This is a genomic window from Sorangium sp. So ce406 (assembly GCF_051474675.1).
GTDB lineage: Bacteria > Myxococcota_A > Polyangia > Polyangiales > Polyangiaceae > Sorangium > Sorangium cellulosum_G.
Genome location: NZ_CP150340.1, coordinates 8,361,739 through 8,381,504, shown reverse-complemented (window position 1 = coordinate 8,381,504; position 19,766 = coordinate 8,361,739). Strand labels below are relative to the sequence as shown.

Here is a 19,766-nt window from a genome sequence, read left to right as displayed (position 1 = left end):
CGGCGCCGTGTGCGGGGTGACGGTGGTCGGGACGGCAGGTCGCGCGACCGCGGGCGGCAGCAGCGCGCGCCGCGGCGCGGTGCGCTGCTGCCCGGAGCGCGCCGCCGCCGAGGTCGACAAGTCGTCCGCTGTCACGTTCTTTGATATGGTCGCCGCGTGCACTCTGCCTCGCATCGATCGCGCGGGTCGCGCAGGCGCGCGGACAGCCCTGGCGCCGGTGCGCTGCTGCACGGGCGGCGCGGCGGCCCGGGAGCGAGCGAGCGGTACGGACGCCCGCGGCGTAGCGGGCGGGGCGAGCGGCGGCGGGTGCCAGGCGCATGAGGCATGAAGCTCTCCTCGGCCGCAAGGTGGCCGGGCGGTTCACGATCACCCGCCTGCTCGGCGAGGGCGGGATGGCCAGCGTCTTCGTCGCCGAGCGCGACGCCGAGCCCCGCCGGGTGGCGCTCAAGATCATGAACCCGGAGTTCACCGCCGATCGCGCGTTCGTCCGGCGCTTCCAGCGCGAGGCGAAGGCGGCGGCGCGGGTCAAGCACCCGAACTCTGTCAAGATCTTCGAATACGGGGTCGAGGGCGCGCTCAGCTACATCGTCATGGAGCTGCTCACGGGGGACGACCTCTACGCGCTCCTCGAGCGCCATGGCGCGCTCGGCCAGGCGAGGGCGGTCCGGCTCGTCTCGGAGGTGTGCGAGGCGCTCGCGGTCGCCCACGAGATGGGCGTCGTGCACCGCGACCTGAAGCCCGAGAACATCATGGTGGTCGCCGACCCCACGCACCCTCACGGCGAGCGCGTGAAGGTGCTCGATTTCGGCATCGCCAAGATCCTCGACACGGCCACCTCCGGCGATGAGCCCGACATCCACGCGGACCCGCTGTCCGTCGTCACGCGCGCGGGCACATTCGTGGGTACTCCGGCCTACATGTCTCCCGAGCAGTGTGGGCTGCTGCCCGTCGATCAGCGGACCGACCTGTACACCTGCGGGGTGCTGCTGTTCCAGCTCGTCACGGGGCGGCTGCCGTTCGAGGGCGAGACGCCGCTGCACACCGCGACGCTCCACATCCACGCCCCGGTGCCGGCGCCGCGCGGCTCCGCGCCGGGGATCGACCCGCGCCTCGAGGCGCTGATCGTGAAGGCGCTCGCCAAGGATCCGGCGGCCAGGCACCAGACGGCGCGCGAGCTCGGGTATGGGCTGCGGAGCCTGCTCGCCGATCTGCCCGACACGGCGGTGGGGCTCGGGCCGATCTCGCGCCGGCAGCCGAGCTCGCTGTTCTCCCGGGAGGCGCCGCCGGGGCGGACGCCGCAGTCCTCGTTTCCGCCGCTGACGTCGCTGCCGAGCTCGACGTCGGTGCCGCTCTCCCCGCCCGGCGCGAGGCCGGAGATCTCGATCGAATCGGCCCGGACGCTCGTCTCCGGCGGATCGGGCCCCGAGGCCGGACCCGCGCCGGTGCTGCTCCAAACGCCCCCCTCGGAGTTCCCGCCGACGCTCGATCCGACGCAGATCCAGGCGCCCGCGGGCGGCGAGGCGCAGCGCTGGCCCGGGGAGTCGGTGCCGGAGATCTCGCTGCAGCTCCCGTCCTGGACCCACGGCCCCAGCGAGGCGCTGCTCGCGGGCAACGGCCTGGCGTCGCCGAGCTCTTCCGACGATGCGGGCGACGATGACAGCACGTTGACGATGGTCCGCCAGGACGAGCTGCGCGCTCCGGCGAAGGTCCGCGTTCACACGGCGTCGTACGATGATGGGGACGAGCTGGACATCACGCCGCCCGGACGCGACGTGAAGGCGACGCTCCGCTCGGCCGAGGATTTCGGGCTGGGCACGCCGGAGAAGCGGGCCGAGGTCGGCCTGGTGCGCGTCGACTCCGCGCCGGCCGCCCCGCCGGTGACGCCGCAGAGCCCGCAGTTCGACGCCGGCGCGGCGTGGGACAGGCGGTCGAGGCGCGTCACCAACAACACGCTCCGGCTTGTGTCGTCGCACGGACCGGCCGAGAGCCAGCTCCCCACGGTGACGCCCGGCGAGCTCCAGGCGGCGAACCCGACGGGGTTCGGCGCAGCGCCCGAGTTCGGCGCGGCGCCCGAGTTCGGCGCAGCGCCCGAGTTCGGCGCGGCGCCGGAGCTCGGCGAGGCGGGCGCGCAGGTCTCCGGGGGCGCCGCGGCGGTGGTCCGGGGGAGCGCTGCCGCGGCGGCCTCGCCGGGCTCGCTGCCGCTCGGGCTCGCCGCGACCCTCGCGGAGCAGCGGGCGGCGCTCGAGCGGCGCGCGACGATGCCCGACACGTTCGTCGTGCCCCAGGCGCCGCCCGCGCCGCCGGCGCGGGAGCCGAGCTGGCTCGCGGGCAAGCGCGGGCTGATCATCGGCTTCGTCGCCGGGATGCTGATCACGGCGGCGGCGATGTTCCTGCTGATGCGGCACCTCTGAGGCGCGACGCGCGATGGAGCGCGCCGCCCGGCGCGCTCCGCCGCGCGGACGCGGCGAGGCGCGGAGGCGGCGAGCGCCTCAGGGGAAATCGTACGTGAGCAGCCGGCACTCGATCGGGCCGTTGAACACGGTGAGCGAGCGCTCCGGCCGGCGGCGCATCGCGCGCTCGATCTCCTCGGTGCCGGAGAGGACGGCGACGCGGTGGCCCGCGAGCCGCGAGAACGCGGCGGCCATGTCGCGGTAGAGCGCGGCCGTGCCCGGGAGGCGCTCGCCGTAGGGCGGGTTGGTCAGCACGTGCCCCGGCGGCGCGGTCGGGGCGAGCGCCGTGATGGACTGGCAGCGGACGTCGATCTGCACGCCGGCCATCCGGGCGTTGCCGAGGGTGATCTCGGCGGCGCGGGGGTCGATGTCGGCGGCGAGGATCGGCGGGCCCTCGGGCCGGATCCGCGCGCGGGCGGCGTCGCGGAGCGCGGTCGTGCGCTGCGCGGCGGCCTGATCGTGGCAGGCCCACCGCTCGAAGCCGAAGCGCTGCGCGCGCAGGCCGGGGGCGATGTCGCGCGCCCAGAGCGCGGCCTCGAGGGCGATCGTGCCGGCGCCGCACATCGGGTCGACGAGCGGGCGGGCGCGGTCCCAGCCGGAGAGGCGGAGCAGGGCGGCGGCGAGGGTCTCCTTGAGCGGCGCCCCGCCGATGTGCGTGCGGTAGCCGCGGCGGTGGAGCGCGGCGCCGCCGAGGTCCGCGTAGAGCGTCGCGCGGTCGCGGACGAGGTGGACGAAGAGCGCGAGGTCCGGGTCGTCGAGGTCGACGGACGGGCGGGCGCCGACGCGGCGCCGGATCTGGTCGACGATGGCGTCCTTGGTCCGCTGGGCGATGAACTGGGTGTGGGTGAGCGCGCTCGATCGGCAGGAGGCGCGGACGGCGAGCGTGTGGACCGGGCTCAGGTAAGGGGCCCAGTCGACGCCGGAGACGCCCTCGTAGAGCGCGTCCCCGCTGGGCGCGTCGAAGGAGGCGAGCTCGGCGAGCACGCGCACGGCGGTGCGGAGCTCGATGCAGGCGCGGAAGCCCTCGTCCGGGGCGCCGGAGAAGTGGACCCCGCCGCGATCGGCGCGGACGCCGCGGAAGCGGTGCTCGCGGAGCTCGTCGCGGAGGGCGGGCTCGGTGCCTTTGGCGGCGGTCGCGAAGAAGTCCATGGCGACGGGGCTTGTAGCCGATCGATCGCGCCGCGGCCCTCACGAACGCGCCCGTCCGGCCCCGCGCGGCGGGCCGCGGCCGTGGCACTGGATTCGCACGGACACCGGGTGAGCTCTTTGATGTGTGGGCCGGGCGCAGGCGCGCCGGCGCCCGGAGCGCGAGCGCCCGGCAGGCGGGCCGGCGCCCGGGAGAAGAGGTGAGCGGACTCGGCGAGAGGGCGAGAGCCTTGCGCGGCGGAGAGCGCCGGCACGGCCGTGCTGACGGGGAGGTAAAGCCATGCAGCAGCATCGGATGACGGCGGCGCGCGGCATCAACATCGCGCTCGGGATCTGGTTGTTCATCTCCGCCTTTCTCTGGCGGCACAGCCAGGATCAGTTCACGAACACCTGGGTGGTGGGCGCGCTCTGCGTCGCCTTCGCCCTGCTCTCGATCTGGGCGCCCAAGGCGCGCTACCTCAACACGATCCTGGCGATCTGGCTGTTCGTCAGCGCCTGGGCGATACCGGCGCTGTCGGTGGCGACGGTGTGGAACAACGTGCTCGTCTCGGTCGCCATCCTCGTCGTCTCGCTCGTGCCGACCGTGCCCGTCGCGCGCGGGGTGCGGGGCCCGGGGGCGGCGCCGCGCCTGTAGGGCGCGCGCGCAGCGCTGGCCGGCGCCTCCGCGCCGGGCGCCTCCCTGCCGGCCGGCCGCGCTCCAGCGGCCGGCGCGCGGCGTGTTCGTTTCGCGGCGGCGATCGTGTATAGCGGCGTCGCGAGCGCCGCGCACAGAGCCCGCGAGAGGATGCCCCGATGAAGCTCAGCGTCAACGTGAACAAGATCGCGCTCCTGCGGAACTCGAGGGGACACGACGCGCCCAACGTCCTCGCGTTCGCCCAGAAGATCGTCGGGTACGGGGCGCACGGCATCACGATCCATCCGAGGGCCGATCGGCGGCACATCACGCCCGACGACGCGCGGGCGGTGACTCGCCACATCACCACGGTGGAGACGAATTTCGAGGGCGACATCCGCGAGGAGTTCCTCGATCTCACGCTCGAGCTCCGGCCGACGCAGTGCACGCTGGTCCCTGTCTCGCCGGGGGAGCTCACGTCGCACCGCGGCTGGGACGTCGCGAAGTGGCGCTTCCTCCTCCAGCCGGTCGTGAAGCGGCTCAAGGAGGAGGGGATCCGGACGAGCCTCTTCGTCGAGGCCGATCCGGCGGTGGTGCCGCTGGTCGCGGAGCTGGGGGCCGATCGCATCGAGATCTACACAGGGCCCTATGCGCAGGCGTTCGACCGCGGCAACCACCGGGCGGAGCTCGACAAGATCGTCGCGACCGTGAGGGCCGCGGTGGACCTGGGGGTCGGGATCAACGCGGGGCACGACCTCACGGTCGACAACCTCGGGCCGCTCGTGAGCGAGGCGCCGCAGATCCAGGAGGCGTCGATCGGCCACCACCTCGTGGCGCACGCGCTGGAGGTCGGCATGCGGCAGTCCGTCGCGGACTACCTCATGGCCGTCGAGGGTCGATACCAGCCACGTTAGAGGGCCTTACCGTCGATCCGGAGAGTGAGAGTTGCTCTCCTCTCTCGTCGTGGAGCCCCTGGCATCCTGGCGGTTGGTCTTGTCCTCTTTTCATGTTCCCGCCGGGGAGTGAACGTGCGCAGCGGCGGTGAATGGATGCTTTGATGATCTCGTGTTCTGGCGTCGCTCGGACTGGATAGATCGGCGCGGCGGGCGAGGCTGGTAGTCTGCCGCCCGACGCTCGTTTTGCGGCGTTCCGGGCCGGATGTCGTCGCGGGTAGGTGCGCCTCGGCTCGCCATCAGCCCGCCTGGCCGCTGTGCGCGCAGGATAAGCCAGGTTTGCTCCGTCTGGCGAGTTGAAATCGCATCATCGCTCCTGATGTGCCCTGTCGCACGGATTGGCAATTATCGATTGCCACTGATGAAGACTGCCCTGTAGGGTCATCGCACTACGGCTTTACGGTCAAAGACGTACGGAAGGGGAGCGAGACGTCATGACATCTATGCCTACTTGTTCTTTCATGGGCGCACAGGGGATTCGCCGCTTCGGCTGCATGATCGCGGCGGTCTCGGCGCTCAGCGCGCTGTCGGCTCCGGCGAGCGCGCTTCCGGCGTTTCCCGGCGCAGAGGGCTTTGGCGCCGTCGCGACCGGGGGGCGCGGCGGGCGCGTCATCAAGGTCACGAACCTGCGGACGAGCGGGGCGGGGAGCCTCCAGGCGGCGCTCGACGCGACAGGGCCGCGCACCATCGTCTTCGACGTGAGCGGCGTCATCGAGGGAGACGTCACCGTCAGGAATGGAGACGTGACGATCGCAGGACAGACAGCGCCAGGCGCCGGCATCACCGTGCGCGGACGCCTGATCTCCAGGTACTCAGACAAGGTCAACAACGTCATTGTAAGATTCTTGCGTGTCCGTCCCGTGTTCGACGGCTCGGACGGGGCCCAGTTCGACGGAGCGCAGTTCTCGCTGAACTCGAAGCTGATCCTCGATCACGTGTCGATCGCCTGGGGCGTCGACGAGACCCTCGACCTCTACGAGGCGGACGACGTGACCATCCAGTGGTCGACCATCGAGTCGTCGGCGACCACGGGGCATCCAGAGGGGGCGCATAATTACGGTCTCATCAACGGCCCTGACGGCCATCGGATCACGATTCACCACAACCTGTTCGCCCACCACAAGGCGAGGTGTCCGGCGGTCGCGAACGGGCCCGCCGATATCCGCAACAACGTGGCCTACAACGTCAGGCACGGGTTCGTTCACCACAACCAGGCGAGCGGCCAGTTCAACATCGTGGGCAACGCCTACATCAAGGGGCCGAGCGATCAGCTCATCCCCTTCTATTTCGACGGCAGCGCCGGCGCCGGGCTCAAGTACTTCCTCGCCGACAACACCATCGATGACCCGGGTAAGTTCACGGGCGTCGTCGACAACCCGTGGCAGAGGCCCTACCTCCACCCGAGCTTCAGCCGGCTCAACAAGCCGGAGTCGCACCGCGCGACGACGCAGTTCAACTTCGCGCGCGACGTCCCCGGGTACACCCCCGTGACCACGCACCGCGCGCAGGACGCCCAGCGGCTCGTCCTCGCGAAGGCGGGCGCGCTGCCGCACGACGTCGTGACCAGGGGCGTCCTCGCGAACGTCGCGCGCCGCGACGGCGCGTGGGGCGCTCGCACCGTGAGGAACCTGATGGAAGGGCTCACCCCGGGCACGGCGCCCACCGACGCCGATCGCGACGGGATGGCGGACGCGTGGGAGCGAGAGCACGGCCTCAACCCGTCAAACGCCGGCGATCACACCAGGGTGATGCCGTCCGGATACACCGCCATCGAGGAGTACATCAACGAGCTCGCCGGGGCGCTGATCAGCGAGGCAGAGGGGAGCCTCGCGTTGGACCAGGGCGACTAGCCCTGCTAGGTTGCCGGCGGCGTCCCGGTGAGGGCGCCCCGGACGAGACGCGCCGTACCCGGTCAGGACAAGACGACGCAGCCACATCACTCACGAGGAGATGTCGTCATGTCCTGGCTGGTGTTGCTGCTCGCGGGCCTGCTCGAGGTCTGCTGGGCCATCGGGCTCAAATACACACAGGGCTTCACGCGCCCGCTGCCGACGGTGCTCACCGTCACCGCGATCATCGCGAGCCTTTACCTGCTCGAGACGGCCTCGCGCACCCTGCCCATCGGCACGGCCTACGCCGTCTGGGTCGGCGTGGGCGCGCTCGGGGCGGCCATCGCCGGCATCATCCTGTTCGGCGAGCCGGCCACGCCCGCGCGGCTCGGCTTCCTCGCGCTGCTCGTCGTGTCCATCCTCGGCCTCAAGCTGTCCAGCCCCTGAGCGTCCACCGCGCAACCGCGGCGAGCGCGCGGCCGACCGCCCCCCGCTCGACTACGCTCGTGTCCATGCACGGAACCCCGGAAGCCCGCGCCCTGCACGCGCAGTTCCCCGCCATCGATCTGCACGCCGACAGCCTCATGTGGTCGCGCTGGGTCGGCTACGATCTGCACGAGCGCCACGAGCCGCCGCTGCCGCTCGCGGCCCTCGGCGGGCACGTCGACGTCCCGCGGCTCGTCGAGGGCGGCGTCGGCGCGCAGTTCTTCGGGCTCGTCTCGCTGCCCATCGGACAGCGGCGCGGCCTCGCCGCCGTCATCGAGGAGCAGATCGACCTCCTCGAGCAGGCGGTCCGCGCGCAGCCCGGTCGCCTCGTCAAGGCGCGCACCGCCGACGACGTCGAGGCGGCGAGGGCCCGCGGCGCGGTCGCGGCCCTGCTCGGCGTCGAGGGGGCCCACGCGCTCGAGGGCGAGCTCGACACGCTCGAGCGCTTCGCGCGGCGCGGCGTGCGCTACCTCGGGCTCTGCCACTTCACCGCCAACGAGGCGTGCTTCCCCGCCTATGGCAGCGGCCGCAACGACGGCGTGGGCCTCACCCCCTTCGGCCGCGAGGTCGTGCGCCGCGCCGAGGACCTCGGCGTCATCGTCGACCTCGCGCACATCAACCGCGCCGGCTTCCTCGAGGCCTGCGCCCTCGCGCGCCGGCCGCCGCTGGTCAGCCACACGGGCGTCGCCGGCGCGTTCGAGCACTGGCGCAACATCGATGACGAGCAGCTCCGCGCCGTCGCCGACCGCGGCGGGTGCGCCGGCATCATCTTTTGCCCCATGTACCTCGGCGGCAACGGGCTCGAGCCCGTGGTCAAGCACCTGCTCCACATCATCAACGTTGCCGGCGAGGACACTCCGGCGCTCGGATCCGATTGGGACGGCTTCATCATCCCCACACGCGAGCTCCGCGACGCCGCGCACCTTCCGCTCTTGACGGATGCGCTGCTCGCAGCGGGGTTGAGCGAGCGCGTCATTGCCAAGGTGCTTCGAAACAACGTGATGCGCATCCTGAGCGACAATCCACTTCCAACGCGGCTCGCCGTTGCGTAGCCTCTCCCTCAAGGGGGCAGTCGGGGCGGGTGGTCCCTCCGGCGCTGCTCGAGGTCTCTCCACGCGGAGCGGGTGCAGCCTATGACTCTCCATCGCCTCGCCGCGCAGGGCTACGCGGCGGCAGCGGACGCCTACGAGAAAGGTCGCCCCGATTATCCGCGCGGCGCGATCGAGCTGCTGCTCGACACGCTCCGCATCGACGCCTCGAGCACGGTGCTCGATCTCGGCGCGGGGACGGGCAAGCTCACGCGCCTCCTGGCGCCGACGGGCGCCCGGCTCCTCGCGCTCGAGCCGGTGGAGGGGATGCGCCGCAAGCTGAGCCAGATGGTCCCGTCCGCCACCGTGCTCGACGGCGTCGCCGAGGCCATCCCCCTGCCCGAGGCGTCGGTCGACGCCGCCGTCGCCGCGCAGTCGTTCCACTGGTTCCACGGCGATCTCGCGCTCGCCGAGATCCACCGCGTGCTCCGGCCGAGGCGGCGCCTCGCGCTGCTCTTCAACCTGCGGGACGAGCGCGTCGACTGGGTCGCCCGCATCTCCCGCATCCTCGACCGCTACGGCCGGGACGCCCCGGTCCACAGGATCGGCGCGTGGCGCCGCTCCTTCGCCGACACGAGCCTCTTCGCGCCGCTCCGGGAGCACGAGCTCACCCACGTGCAGGAGCTCGACCTCGACGGGCTCCTCGAGCGCGTCGCCTCGATCAGCTACATCTCCGTCCTCCCGCTCCAGGAGCGGTACTCGGTCCTGAACGAGATCCGCGACCTGGCGGCGACCCACCCGGACCTGGCCGGAAAGAGCGTGTTCCTCTTCCCGTACCGCACGCTCGTGGCGTCGTACGAGCGGCGCTGAGCCGCCCGCAGGCGGGCGAGCATCGTCGCGGCCGCGGCCGGCGCGACGTGCTAGAGCGGCGCCGCATGTCGGCGAACGAGGTCGTGATCGTCGGCGGCGGGCCGGCGGGCATGAGCACGGCGATCTTCCTCGCCCACCATCGCCCGGCCCTCGCCGACCGGATCGTGGTGCTCGAGAAGGAGCGCTACCCCAGGGACAAGTGCTGCGCGGGCGGGCTCGGCGAGCGAGCGGACAGGACGCTGTCGGCCGCCGGGGTGACGATCGACGTGCCGTCGGTCCCGGTGAACGGCGTCAGCGCGGCCTTCCAGGACGGCGAGCTCGCGCTCCGCGAGGGGCGCATCGGCCGCGTCGTGCGGCGCCTCGAGTTCGACCGCGCGCTCGCGCTCGCCGCGCGGGCGCGCGGCGTCCGCATCGTCGAGGGGGCGCGGGTCACCGCCGCGGCGCTGGGCCCGGACGGCGCGCGCGTCGAGAGCTCGGCCGGGGACTTCGCCGGCCGGGTCGTCGTGGGCGCGGACGGCGTCGGCAGCGTCGTGCGCCGCGCGATGGGGCTGCCGTTCGGCAGGCTGCGCGCGCAGGCCGTCGAGGTCGACACCGAGCCCGTCGCCGGAGACCGGGCGCGCGACCTCCTGCACTTCGAGATGCGGGATCGCTCGTTCCCCGGCTATCTCTGGGATTTCCCCACGATCGTGGACGGGCGCGAGCTCGTCTGCCGGGGCGCGTACGTCCTGCACGAGGGCGCGCTCGGCGCCGGGCGCGGGGCGGGCGGCGCGCCCGACGCCGAGCGCGTCCTCCGCCGCCGGCTCGAGGCGCTCGGCCTCGATCCGGACCGCTACCGGCGCAAGCGCTTCGCCGAGCGCGGCCTCGACCGGACGGCCGCGATCGCGCGGCCCGCCGCGCTGCTCGTCGGCGAGGCTGCGGGCATCGATCCGATGCTGGGCGAGGGGATCGCCCAGGCGATCGCGTACGGCGCCCTCGCGGGCGCCTACCTCGCCGAGCAGCTCGAGGCCGGCGATCTCCGCTTCGACGACTGGGGTCGGCGCGTGGAGCGATCGCTCCTCGGCCTCGACATCCGCTTCCGGCGCCGGGTGATGCGCGCCTTCTACGGCGCGCCGCGGGAGCGCGTCGAGCGCTACGTCCTCGACGAGCCGTCGTTCCTGCGCTTCGGCATGCGCCACTTCGCCGGCAGACCCCAGCCGGCGCCGGACGCGCTCCGCGCGGCGGCGACGGGCGCGCTCGTCGCGGGACGGATCGGGATCGCGCGCCTGCTCGCGTCGCTCCCGCCGCGCGGCGTAGAAGGCGCGCACCCGTAGCGGCGCGGCGCGCCCTGCGCGAGGCGCGCGCGAGCATCGCCCTCGGCGGCGAGCGTGATAGCATCGGCCGCCATGATCGCGCCGTTCCAGCCGGCGGTCGGGATGCTCTTCGGCGAGTTCCGGATCGTGCGGCCTCTCAGCGCCGGGGGCATGGGCGCCGTGTACGTCGCCGAGCAGGCGAGCACCGGCCAGCTGCGGGCCCTCAAGCTGATGCACCCCCAGCTCTGCGCCGACACCCGGCTGCGCGAGCGCTTCGAGCAGGAGGCGCGCGTCGGCGCGCTGGTCGAGAGCGATCACATCGTGCAGGTGATCGGCGCTGGCGTGGACCAGGCGAGCGGCGTGCCGTGGATCGCGATGGAGCTGCTCGACGGCGAGGACCTCTCGGTGCGGATGCGGCGCTGCGGGCTGTTCTCGCCGCAGGACACGCACGAGATCTTCCGGCAGCTCTGCCACGCGCTCGGCGCGGCCCACCGGGCGGGCGTCGTGCACCGGGACATGAAGCCGCAGAACATCTTCCTCGCGAAGAAGAGCAGCGCGACGGCGCCGTGGTCGGTCAAGGTGCTCGACTTCGGCATCGCGCGGGTCGCGGCGGAGGCGAACACGATGGCGACCGCGTCGCTCGGCACGCCGCTCTGGATGGCGCCGGAGCAGACCGAGGCGCGCGGGCAGATCGCGCCGGCGACCGACGTGTGGGCGCTCGGGCTGATCGCGTTCGCGATGCTCACCGGGCGGATGTACTGGCGCGCCGCGAACGACCCGATGGGGACCGCGATGCCCGTGCTGCTCCGCGAGATCCTGATCGAGCCGCTCGACCCGGCGTCGGTGCGCGCGACGGCGCTCGGGCGCGCCGGCTGCATCGTGCACCCGTTCGACGCCTGGTTCGCGCGCTGCGTCGCGCGCGACCCGGCGCAGCGCTTCCCGACGGCGCAGGAGGCCTTCGACGCGCTCGGGCCCGCGCTCTTCGTCGATCCGCGCCTCGCGCGCGCCCCCATCTCGGTGGCGCCGCCCGGGGCCGCGGCGGCGGTCACCGCCGCGGGGCAGCCCTCGCCGCTGTCGCTGAGCGGGCCGACCGACGCGTCCGTGGACACGCAGCGCCCGCCGTCGACGGCGCGCGGCGCGCGCGCTCGCGCATCGCTCGCCGCCGATCCGGCGAGCGCGCCGGCGCAGCGGTCGCGGCCGGGCGCGTCCGTCCCGCCGGGCAGCGCGCCGGCCGTGGCGAGCAGCCGTCCGGCGGAGGGCCCTCGCCGGCCGACCCGGTGGGGGCCGGCGCTCCTCGCGTGCGGCCTGCTCGGCGGCGCCACGGCGGCGGCGATCGCGTACGCGGCCGGCCGGGAGCCGGGCGAGGTCGCCATGGCGCAGCGCCTGCCCGCGCCGGCGCGCCCGGCGGTGGTCGGCGCGGGGCCCGCCGACGAGGCGCCCGCGCCGGCGACGGCGAGCGCCGGGGAGAAGGCGCCCGCGCCCCCTCACAACCCGATGCCGCTGCTCCTGTCGAAGGCGCCGCGCCCGTCGCGCGAGGGCGACGGGCGTGCGGCGGCGTCGACGTCGGTCGCGGCGCCACAGCCGGCCGCGGCGAGGCCGTTCGATCACGCAGCGGCCCACGCGGCGCTGCAGCGCAAGGGGTCGACCGCGCCGACGCACTGCAGGGGCAAGGAGGGACCGAAGGCGGTGACCGCGCGGGTGTACTTCAACCCCGCGGGCGCCGTGCAGCGCATCAGCGTCGAGCCGCGGGTCGCGATGACGCCGGCCGGGAGCTGCGTGCAGATGGTGCTCAGCTCCGCGCGGGTGCCAGCGTTCGACGGGACCGAGCTCCAGGAGGTCTCGACGACGGTCGCGATCGAGTGAGCGCGCCCGGCGTGCGTCCGGCGCCGGTCACGGATCGACGGAGACGCACTCGCCCTCGCCCCGGAAGTGCCCGAGCGTCCGCGAGAGGGCCGTGACGAAGGCCCCGAGATCATTGACGTTTCCGGCGCTGCCGGTCCCGTACGTGCCCTCGTCGATCGCGACGAGGCGCACCGCCGCGAGCTCCTCCAGCGTGACGGCCCCGTCGTCGTCGGCGTCCGCGGCGGCGATGGGCGCGAAGCGGCGCGCCGCGGTCGCGGCCTGGAGGTCGTCGTAGAAGAAGTGGTCACCGTGGATCGTGAGCTCCACGGTGTCCGTGCCGCCGTTCGTGACGAGGACGCCGTCGGTCTCCTTGCCGGCCTTCTCGCCCTTGCAGTCGGCGTAGCGCGTCGCGGGCGAGAAGGTCCAGTCGAGGCGCTTCTCGACGTCGCCCTTCCGCGCCGTCGCCTCGATGTGCACCGACGCGCCCGCCCCGATCATGAGCGCCCTGTCCGCCTCCGTGGCCCCGTCGAGCGCGGTGTCCGCGTCCGCGGGGCCGATCTCGTAGGAGACGCTCTCCCAGGGCTTGGCCTCGAGGTCGTCGAACGCCACCACCGGCTTCGGGCCGGCCTTCGTGTGGTCGAACAGGATCGAGCCCTGCATGCGCGCCCCGACGTTCCCGTCGCGATCGGCGACGGTCACGTTCCGGAGGACGAACAGGAACTTCTGGTACTGGATGCTCCAGCCGTCCTCGAGATCGGCGGCCGGGATCTCCTGCTCGATGTAGTCCTCCCCCCAGGTGGTGAACTCCACGCGCCCCGCCCCCGACGCGCCGTCGTCGCCGCAGCCGGCGAGCGCCCCCGCGGCGAGCGCCCACGCCGCCGCGCCCATGGCCCTGCTGATCTTCATCGCTGCTTTTCCTCCCATCACTCCGAGTCGTCCGGTCGCTCTGGTTGCCCGGGCGAGCCGGGCGCGAACGAGAGCGCGTAGGCGGTCCCCTTCTTCAGCCCGCGCGTGAAGCCGCGCAGGGCCTGGCTCTCCGGCTCGAGATCGACAGGCGCGCCGTCCTCGCTCGCGGCCAGCTCCTCGAAGTCGACCTGGTCGAGCCAGACCGAGGGCTTCACGACGAGCGTGACGACGCCGGGCCCGTCGAGGAAGGTCTCCTCGAAGGCGCACCCCTCCACCGACGGATCGCCTGTCGCGGCGTCGACGACGTCCGCGGCCAGGGCGCGCGCGCGGAACACCCGCGCGACGTCGCCCTTCTCGGCGCGGCCCTCGACCGCGACCACGTGCCCGTCGAGCGCCGCGGCGAACGGGCCCGCGGGCGGCGCGCCGAACGTGAAGCGCGCGGATCGCACGACGCCGCTCACCGCGTCCGCGTCCGCGAGCGCTGTCGTCCCCTGCAGCAGGTCGACCGAGGTGGGCTCCGCCATCTGGCCCCTCGCCTCGCCGCTCTGGTAATGGCCCGGGTGGGCGTGCGCCTCGGGCAGGGCCCACCGGGCGAGCCGATCGAGCAGCGGTCGGGCGCCGCCGCGGCCCGGCGCCGCGCGCCCCGCGGTGAGCGGGGCGCCCTCGAAGTAGTAGAGCGGCCCGACCGACAGGTGCGCCCTCGACAGCGTGACGGTCCAGCCGAGCGCGGTGGTGAACGGCGCGACAGAGGCCGCGTCGGCGGTGACCTGCGTGGCGAGCGTGAGGCGCTTGCCGCTCGTCGTGTCGCCGTCGCCGGCGCCGCACCCGGCGAGCGCGCCCGCGGCGAGCGCCGCCGCGAGGAGCCCTGCGGCGCCGGGCGCGGCGCGCCGCCGTGAACTTTCCTGTGCCGTGATCGATGTCATCGAGGGACCTCAGCCGATGGTGAGAGAGAGCGAGGCGAAGACGCTGCGCGGGGCGCCGACCGTCACGTGGCGCGCGGGCAAGAGGTCGGGCGCCGCGCCCCGGGTGAAGCTCGACGGGTAGACGAACTCGCCGTCGAACCAGGCCGCGTCGAGGAGGTTGTAGACGTCGAGCCCGAGCTCGACGCGGTCGTAGCGGAGGTGCGCCGTCACGTCGGTGAGGAGCGCGTCGTGGCCGATCTCCCCGAAGGGCAGGGGGCGCCGGTGGAGCAGCGTCACGCCGGCGCCGGCGCGGGCCTCGAGGCGCCGGCCGAAGAGCGCGCCGAGGCGCGGCGTCGCCGCGAGATCGGCGCGCGCGACGACCTGCGGCACGAACGGCAGGAGGTCGCCCGCGGCGTAGCGCCCGCCGGCGGCGGTGAAGGCGGCGCGGGTGTACGTCAGGCCGACGCTCGACACGAGCCACGGCGCGGGGTGCGCGACGGCGTCGAGGGCGACGCCGGTGCGGGCCGTGGCGGGCACGGGCTCGTTGCGGCCGGTCGCCTCGTCGAAGACGAGGTCCTCGCTGAGGCGCGCGTGGAACAGCGCCGCCGACGCCCGCACGCGCTCGTCCGCGTAGCGGAGCCCCGCCTCCGCGGAGAGCGCGCGCGTGAACGGCGTCCGCTCGCCGTCGCCGAGGCTGCGCGCCTGGGGCGAGCGGAACCCCTGGCCCACGCTGGCGAGCGCGCGCAGCCCGGGGAGCAGCGCCACGTCGACCGTGCCCTTGCCGCCCACGTGGACGCCCTGCGCGCTGCGCGCCGCCGCGCCCTCGCCGGCGTCGTCGAGGACCTGGTACGCGAGCCCGTCGGCGCGCAGCCCGCCGCGCACCTCGACCCGCCGCGCCGGCCGGATCGACGCGTCGAGGTAGCCGGCGATGTCGGTCGCGCGCACCCGCGCGTCGACGAGCGTGGCGGTCGGCCGGTCGTCGACGGCCGCGAGGCGCCGCTGCGACTGCTCGATCCAGTCGCTGCGCGCGACGACGCCCGCCTCGAAGGTGTCGCGGTCCGAGAGCAGCGGGAGCCGGAGCCGGTACGACGCCGTGGCGCCCACCGTGATCGCCTCGTTGCGCTGCTGCGTGGCGTCGCCGGAGGCCGGATCCTCGAGGTAGCCGGTGAAGTTCGAGCGCAGCCGGAGCGCGCGCAGCACGACGAACGGCGCGAGCGAGAGGCCCTCACCGGGGGCGTCGCCGGCGGTGCGCAGGTCGAGGACGAGCTGCGCGCGCGACGAGTCGCCGCCCTGGTCCTGGTCGTACGAGGCGAAGCGGTCGACCTTGCCCGCCTCGATGTCGTCGAGGCGCAGGACGCCGGCGGAGCCGAAGCGCGCGGCGAACGCCGACGCCATCACGCGCGCGCTGAGCCCCGCGGCGGGCTGGTAGACGCCCTGCGCGATGAACGAGGTCCGGCTCGCGGCGCGGGCGGGGCCGAAGCCGTCGGTCTCGTACGCCTCGAAGGCGGCGAACGTGGCCTCGTCGGCGCGCTCGGGGTGGTAGGCGAGGAAGAGCCGGCGCGCGCCGTCCGATCCGGCGCCGGCGGCCACGGTGATCCCCGGCTCGTCGTAGCCGAGCTCGAAGCGCACGGAGCCGGCGACGGCGAAGTCGCCCTGGCGGGGGTCGTACGAGCCGGGCTGGGCGCGGAGCTCGCGGATCACCTCGGGCATGACGAAGTGGAGGTCGGCGTAGCCCTGCCCGTGGACGTTGGACACCTCGTTGACCGGCGCGCCGGCGACCCAGATCTCGAGGTCCTGCCCGTGGACCGCGTCGAAGCCGCGGAAGAAGATCTGGTGCGCCTTGCCCTCGCCGCTGTGCTGGGTCGTGAACACGCCCGGGACGAGCTGCAGCGCGTCGCTCGCGGTGCGGTGCGGCGCGGCCTTCACCTCCGCCCGCTCCCGCACCGTCTCCGAGGCGCTGCGCGGCGGCCGCGCCCCCTGGACGACGACCGCGACGGGCGCGCCCCCGGCGGCCGCGGCGGTGGCCTCGCCGCCCGCAGGCGGCGTCGCCGGCGCCCCGGGAGCCGCGGCGGCGTGGGCCTCGCCGCCCCCAGCCGGGGCCGCCGGCGCCCCGGGAGCCGCGACGGCGGGCGGCGCGGCGGCGTCGTCGGCGCGCGCCTCCGCGGCGGCCGTGGTGATAAGGAGCGGCGCGAGCGCCGCGCGCAGGGAGCGGATCATTCAGCGGGGCGGGTCGTAGCACGATTTTTCATTTTCGTGCCACATTCTGGACGCGCTCGTCCGTCTGCGGCCCCGCGGTCGCGCGGGGCGCGGCGTCCCAGGCGGCGAGCGAGCGGCGCCCGTCATCTCTGGCGGCCGGGCGCGGCGCCGGTCCGGTCGAGCGCCCTTTTTCGACGTCGACCCGACTCGCGCTCTGGAGCTCACCGCGATAGCGATCGCGACAACATGTCGCATTCAGCTTGGTTGCGACGCGGCCTATCGTGGCGCGCGTCGTTCCCCAGGAGGGCTCTCATGAAATCCGGTCTTCGTGCATCACGGCTCTTGTTTCCGCTGGTCGGCGCTGCGCTCTCGCTCATGGCGTGCGGCGGCGAGAACGGGGCGAATCCCGTCGACGCCACGGCGACCTCGACGGGCACGGGCGGCGCCGGCGGCGGGGGGACCGGCGGCGCTGGCGGCGCCGGTGGCGCCGGTGGCGACGGCGAAGGCGGCGGCGGGGCAGGGGGCGATGACGGGACGATTCCCGTCGAGCTGCAGTTCGAAGGCCGCGTCGGCGATGACGTGTTCTCCTGCGAGGACTCGTACGCAGTCGGCACCTCGCAGACGGAGGTGAGGCTCAACGACTTCCGCCTGTACATTCACGACGTGCGCCTGCGCCGCGCCGACGGCGAGGAGGTGCCGGTCGCGCTCGATCAGGACGGGCTGTGGCAGCACCAGAACGTCGCGCTCCTCGATTTCGAGGACAAGTCGGGGAGCTGCGCCAACGGGACGAAGGACACGAACTCGGTGGTGCGCGGGGCGGTTCCGGCCGGGGAGTACGACGGCCTGTCGTTCAAGGTGGGCGTCCCGTCCGAGCTCAACCACGGCGACGCGTCGGTGGCGCCCTCGCCGCTCAACCTGTCGGGCTTGTGGTGGAACTGGACCAACGGCTACAAGTTCCTGCGCATCGACAGCGCCGCCGAGGCGGACCAGGGCGCCTTCATCGTGCATGTCGGCAGCACCGGCTGCGTCTCCGGCGCGGACGGCGAGGTGACGTGCGATCGCCCGAATATCGCCGAGGTCGTCCTCGAGGGCATCAACCCGCTCACGACGAAGGTGCTCGTCGACTATGCAGCGCTCGTGCTGGACAGCGACGTGGGGGGGAGCGAGGGCTGCATGTCAGAGCCGAACAATCCCGAGTGTGCGCTGGTGTTCACCCGGCTCGGCATCGACGTCGCCGATGGCTCGCCGCGCCCCGAGCATCAGGCCTTCTTCAGGGTAGAGTAGGGGTGATGTCGACGTCTGCTCTGGGGGCCGCTCTCCGCGGCCTCGCCACTTCCTCTCTCGTCGCCGCGCTCGCGGCCCTCTCCTCCGGCTGCGGCGACAGCGCGGACCCGCCGGACGTCCCCGGGTCGACCGGGGATGGCGGCGACGACCAGGGCGGCGGGGGCGAAGGCGGCGGCGACGGCGGAGGGAGCGAGGGCGCGTTCGACTGGGGGCTGCCGCCGGGCTTCCCGGTGCCGAAGGTGCCGCAGGACAACCCGATGTCGGCGGCGAAGGTCGAGCTCGGCCGGCGGCTTTTCTACGACAGGCGCCTCTCCGGCAACGGCACGTACTCCTGCGGCTCATGCCATCTGCAGGAGCTCGCGTTCACCGACGGCCTCGGGAGCGCCAAGGGGTCGACCGGCGAGATGCACTCGCGCGGCTCGATGAGCCTGGCCAACGTCGCGTACCTGACCACGTTGACCTGGGGGAATCCGCTCCTCGACTCGCTCGAGGAGCAGGCGCTCCTCCCCATGTTCGGCGAGACCCCGGTCGAGCTCGGGCTCGCGGGCAGGGAAGAGGAGCTGTTCGAGCGGCTCCGGGACGAGCCGCTGTACCGGGAGCTCTTCCCCCAGGCCTTCCCGGGCGACGACGATCCCATCCAGCTCGCCAACATCACCAGGGCGATCGGCGCGTTCGAGCGGTCGCTGATCTCGTACCGCTCGCCTTACGACCGGTATCGCTACGACGGTGACCCCTCGGGGATGTCGGAGCCGGCGCTGCGCGGCATGGATCTCTTCTTCTCCGAGAGGCTGGAGTGCTTCCACTGCCACGGCGGCTTCAACCTGTCGGACTCGGTGCAGCACGATGGGACCACCTTCACGGAGGTGATGTTCCACAACACCGGTCTCTACAACATCGGCGGGACCGGGGCGTATCCCGAGGGCAACGCCGGGGTCTACGACGTCTCGGGCGTGGAGACGGACATGGGCCGGTTCCGCGCGCCCACGCTGCGCAACATCGCGCTCACGGCGCCGTACATGCATGATGGCAGCGTCGAGACGCTCGACGAGGTGCTCGACCACTACGCCGCGGGAGGGCGTACGATCGCGTCCGGTCCCAACGCGGGTGTCGGGAGCGAGAACAGGTTCAAGAGCGAGCTCATCAGGGGGTTCGAGCTCACGGCAGAGGAGAAGGCAGACGTGATCGCTTTTTTGAAGAGCCTGACCGATGACGAATTTCTGACGGACCCGCGCCACGCGGATCCGTGGGCGGAGGCGCCGTGATGAGCCGGAGACCGTTCATGCGACGAGCGCTGCTCGTCCCTGCGCTGGCGGCGCTCGTGTCGGCCGCGATGTACGCCGGGGCGTGCGGCCACAGCCACGACGACGCGTCGAGCGGGACGTCGTCCGGGCCGGAGCTCGACGACGTCATCTACGAGGGCGGCGCGACCGACGAGGCGCTGATCGTGCTGCTCGCCGCGGAGCCGAAGGACGAGCCCTCGCAAGGGACGGCGTTCGACGCGCCCGAGGACGGCGCGACGCTCCCCGGCGACGCCGCGCCGGCGCTTGCCTTCCACATCGCGGGCGCGGCGCAGGGCGCAGGGCCCGCGCCGGCGCTGCGGCTCGCGACGGGCGACGCGCCGGGAGCGCGGGACGCCGGCGCGGCGGGGGCGCCGGTCTGGGCGGAGCTCGGCGCGCTCCTCGGGCCGGCGCGCGCGGCGCTGGCGCACGGGACGCCCGTCAACGGGCGCGCTTACTTCCTGGTCTTCTCGACGCCGGAGCGCGAGGGGCTGCTCCGGGTGTTCACGACCAAGCTGACCTACACGCCGGACGCGGCGGCCTGGGACAAGCTCCGTGCCGCCGGCGCGCCGATCACCGTCAGCGTGATCAACGCGGTGTTCGAGAACAACCGCATCGTGCAGGGCGGCGGGCCGTTCACGGGCGAGCCGGTCACGTTCTCCGTCGCGCCCTGACGACCATCGCCGCGTGAACGC

General features: G+C 73.6%; 16 protein-coding genes and 1 riboswitch. Of the genes, 12 read left to right on the top strand and 4 right to left on the bottom strand.

Annotation, left to right across the window (positions count from 1 at the left end):
* Positions 1-317 precede the first annotated feature (317 nt).
* Positions 318-2,411: a protein kinase domain-containing protein gene (locus tag WME96_RS31175; RefSeq protein WP_437285230.1), complete on the top strand. Its 2,094-nt coding sequence runs from the start codon at positions 318-320 to the stop codon at positions 2,409-2,411.
* A gap of 78 nt (positions 2,412-2,489) precedes the next feature.
* On the opposite strand, the gene WME96_RS31170 is transcribed toward WME96_RS31175, so the two are convergent.
* Entirely contained in the window at positions 2,490-3,599 is a 1,110-nt protein-coding gene (locus tag WME96_RS31170; RefSeq protein ID WP_433927821.1) for a THUMP domain-containing class I SAM-dependent RNA methyltransferase, read from the bottom strand.
* Positions 3,600-3,876: 277 nt separating this feature from the next.
* Between WME96_RS31170 and WME96_RS31165 the strand changes: the two genes are divergently transcribed.
* The 8 genes from WME96_RS31165 to WME96_RS31130 all read left to right on the top strand — a co-directional run bounded on the left by WME96_RS31165 (position 3,877) and on the right by WME96_RS31130 (position 12,527).
* Positions 3,877-4,230: an SPW repeat domain-containing protein gene (locus WME96_RS31165; protein ID WP_437285229.1), complete on the top strand. Its 354-nt coding sequence runs from the start codon at positions 3,877-3,879 to the stop codon at positions 4,228-4,230.
* Positions 4,231-4,388: 158 nt separating this feature from the next.
* Positions 4,389-5,123: a pyridoxine 5'-phosphate synthase gene (locus tag WME96_RS31160; RefSeq protein WP_437285228.1), complete on the top strand. Its 735-nt coding sequence runs from the start codon at positions 4,389-4,391 to the stop codon at positions 5,121-5,123.
* A 500-nt stretch (positions 5,124-5,623) separates the two neighbouring features.
* A complete protein-coding gene (locus tag WME96_RS31155) occupies positions 5,624-7,012 on the top strand; it encodes a pectate lyase family protein (protein WP_437285227.1) in 1,389 nt (462 codons plus the stop codon).
* A gap of 15 nt (positions 7,013-7,027) precedes the next feature.
* Positions 7,028-7,094: riboswitch (guanidine-III (ykkC-III) riboswitch) on the top strand.
* A gap of 26 nt (positions 7,095-7,120) precedes the next feature.
* Complete coding sequence (gene sugE, locus WME96_RS31150) at positions 7,121-7,438, top strand: quaternary ammonium compound efflux SMR transporter SugE (protein WP_437285226.1); 318 nt, start codon at positions 7,121-7,123, stop codon at positions 7,436-7,438.
* A 65-nt stretch (positions 7,439-7,503) separates the two neighbouring features.
* Positions 7,504-8,529 carry a dipeptidase gene (locus tag WME96_RS31145; RefSeq protein WP_437285225.1) on the top strand — a complete coding sequence of 342 codons (1,026 nt, stop codon included), beginning with the start codon at positions 7,504-7,506 and terminating at the stop codon, positions 8,527-8,529.
* 81 nt (positions 8,530-8,610) lie between these two features.
* Positions 8,611-9,375 carry a class I SAM-dependent methyltransferase gene (locus WME96_RS31140; protein WP_437285224.1) on the top strand — a complete coding sequence of 255 codons (765 nt, stop codon included), beginning with the start codon at positions 8,611-8,613 and terminating at the stop codon, positions 9,373-9,375.
* 65 nt (positions 9,376-9,440) lie between these two features.
* Complete coding sequence (locus WME96_RS31135; RefSeq protein WP_437285223.1) at positions 9,441-10,685, top strand: NAD(P)/FAD-dependent oxidoreductase; 1,245 nt, start codon at positions 9,441-9,443, stop codon at positions 10,683-10,685.
* Between the two features lie 72 nt (positions 10,686-10,757).
* Positions 10,758-12,527, top strand: a complete 1,770-nt coding sequence (locus tag WME96_RS31130; protein ID WP_437285222.1) for a protein kinase domain-containing protein — start codon at positions 10,758-10,760, stop codon at positions 12,525-12,527.
* A gap of 27 nt (positions 12,528-12,554) precedes the next feature.
* On the opposite strand, the gene WME96_RS31125 is transcribed toward WME96_RS31130, so the two are convergent.
* The 3 genes from WME96_RS31125 to WME96_RS31115 are packed head-to-tail and all read right to left on the bottom strand — an operon-like array spanning position 12,555 to position 16,531.
* Positions 12,555-13,412, bottom strand: coding sequence for a hypothetical protein (locus tag WME96_RS31125; protein ID WP_437285221.1), 858 nt, complete (start codon positions 13,410-13,412; stop codon positions 12,555-12,557).
* Positions 13,413-13,429: 17 nt separating this feature from the next.
* On the bottom strand, positions 13,430-14,335 hold the full coding sequence (locus WME96_RS31120; protein WP_437285220.1) for a hypothetical protein: 906 nt from the start codon (positions 14,333-14,335) through the stop codon (positions 13,430-13,432).
* A gap of 9 nt (positions 14,336-14,344) precedes the next feature.
* The gene (locus WME96_RS31115; RefSeq protein WP_437285219.1) at positions 14,345-16,531 is read right to left on the bottom strand and encodes a TonB-dependent receptor; all 2,187 of its coding nucleotides are present in this window, start codon (positions 16,529-16,531) and stop codon (positions 14,345-14,347) included.
* 291 nt (positions 16,532-16,822) lie between these two features.
* On the opposite strand from WME96_RS31115, the gene WME96_RS31110 reads away from it, so the two are divergent.
* From WME96_RS31110 to WME96_RS31100, 3 genes are read left to right on the top strand one after another with little or no spacing between them, the layout of a single operon-like run.
* The gene (locus tag WME96_RS31110; protein ID WP_437285218.1) at positions 16,823-17,794 is read left to right on the top strand and encodes an MbnP family copper-binding protein; all 972 of its coding nucleotides are present in this window, start codon (positions 16,823-16,825) and stop codon (positions 17,792-17,794) included.
* Between the two features lie 5 nt (positions 17,795-17,799).
* Complete coding sequence (locus WME96_RS31105) at positions 17,800-19,056, top strand: MbnH family di-heme enzyme (RefSeq protein ID WP_437285217.1); 1,257 nt, start codon at positions 17,800-17,802, stop codon at positions 19,054-19,056.
* Positions 19,057-19,073: 17 nt separating this feature from the next.
* Complete coding sequence (locus tag WME96_RS31100; RefSeq protein WP_437285216.1) at positions 19,074-19,745, top strand: hypothetical protein; 672 nt, start codon at positions 19,074-19,076, stop codon at positions 19,743-19,745.
* Positions 19,746-19,766 lie beyond the last annotated feature (21 nt).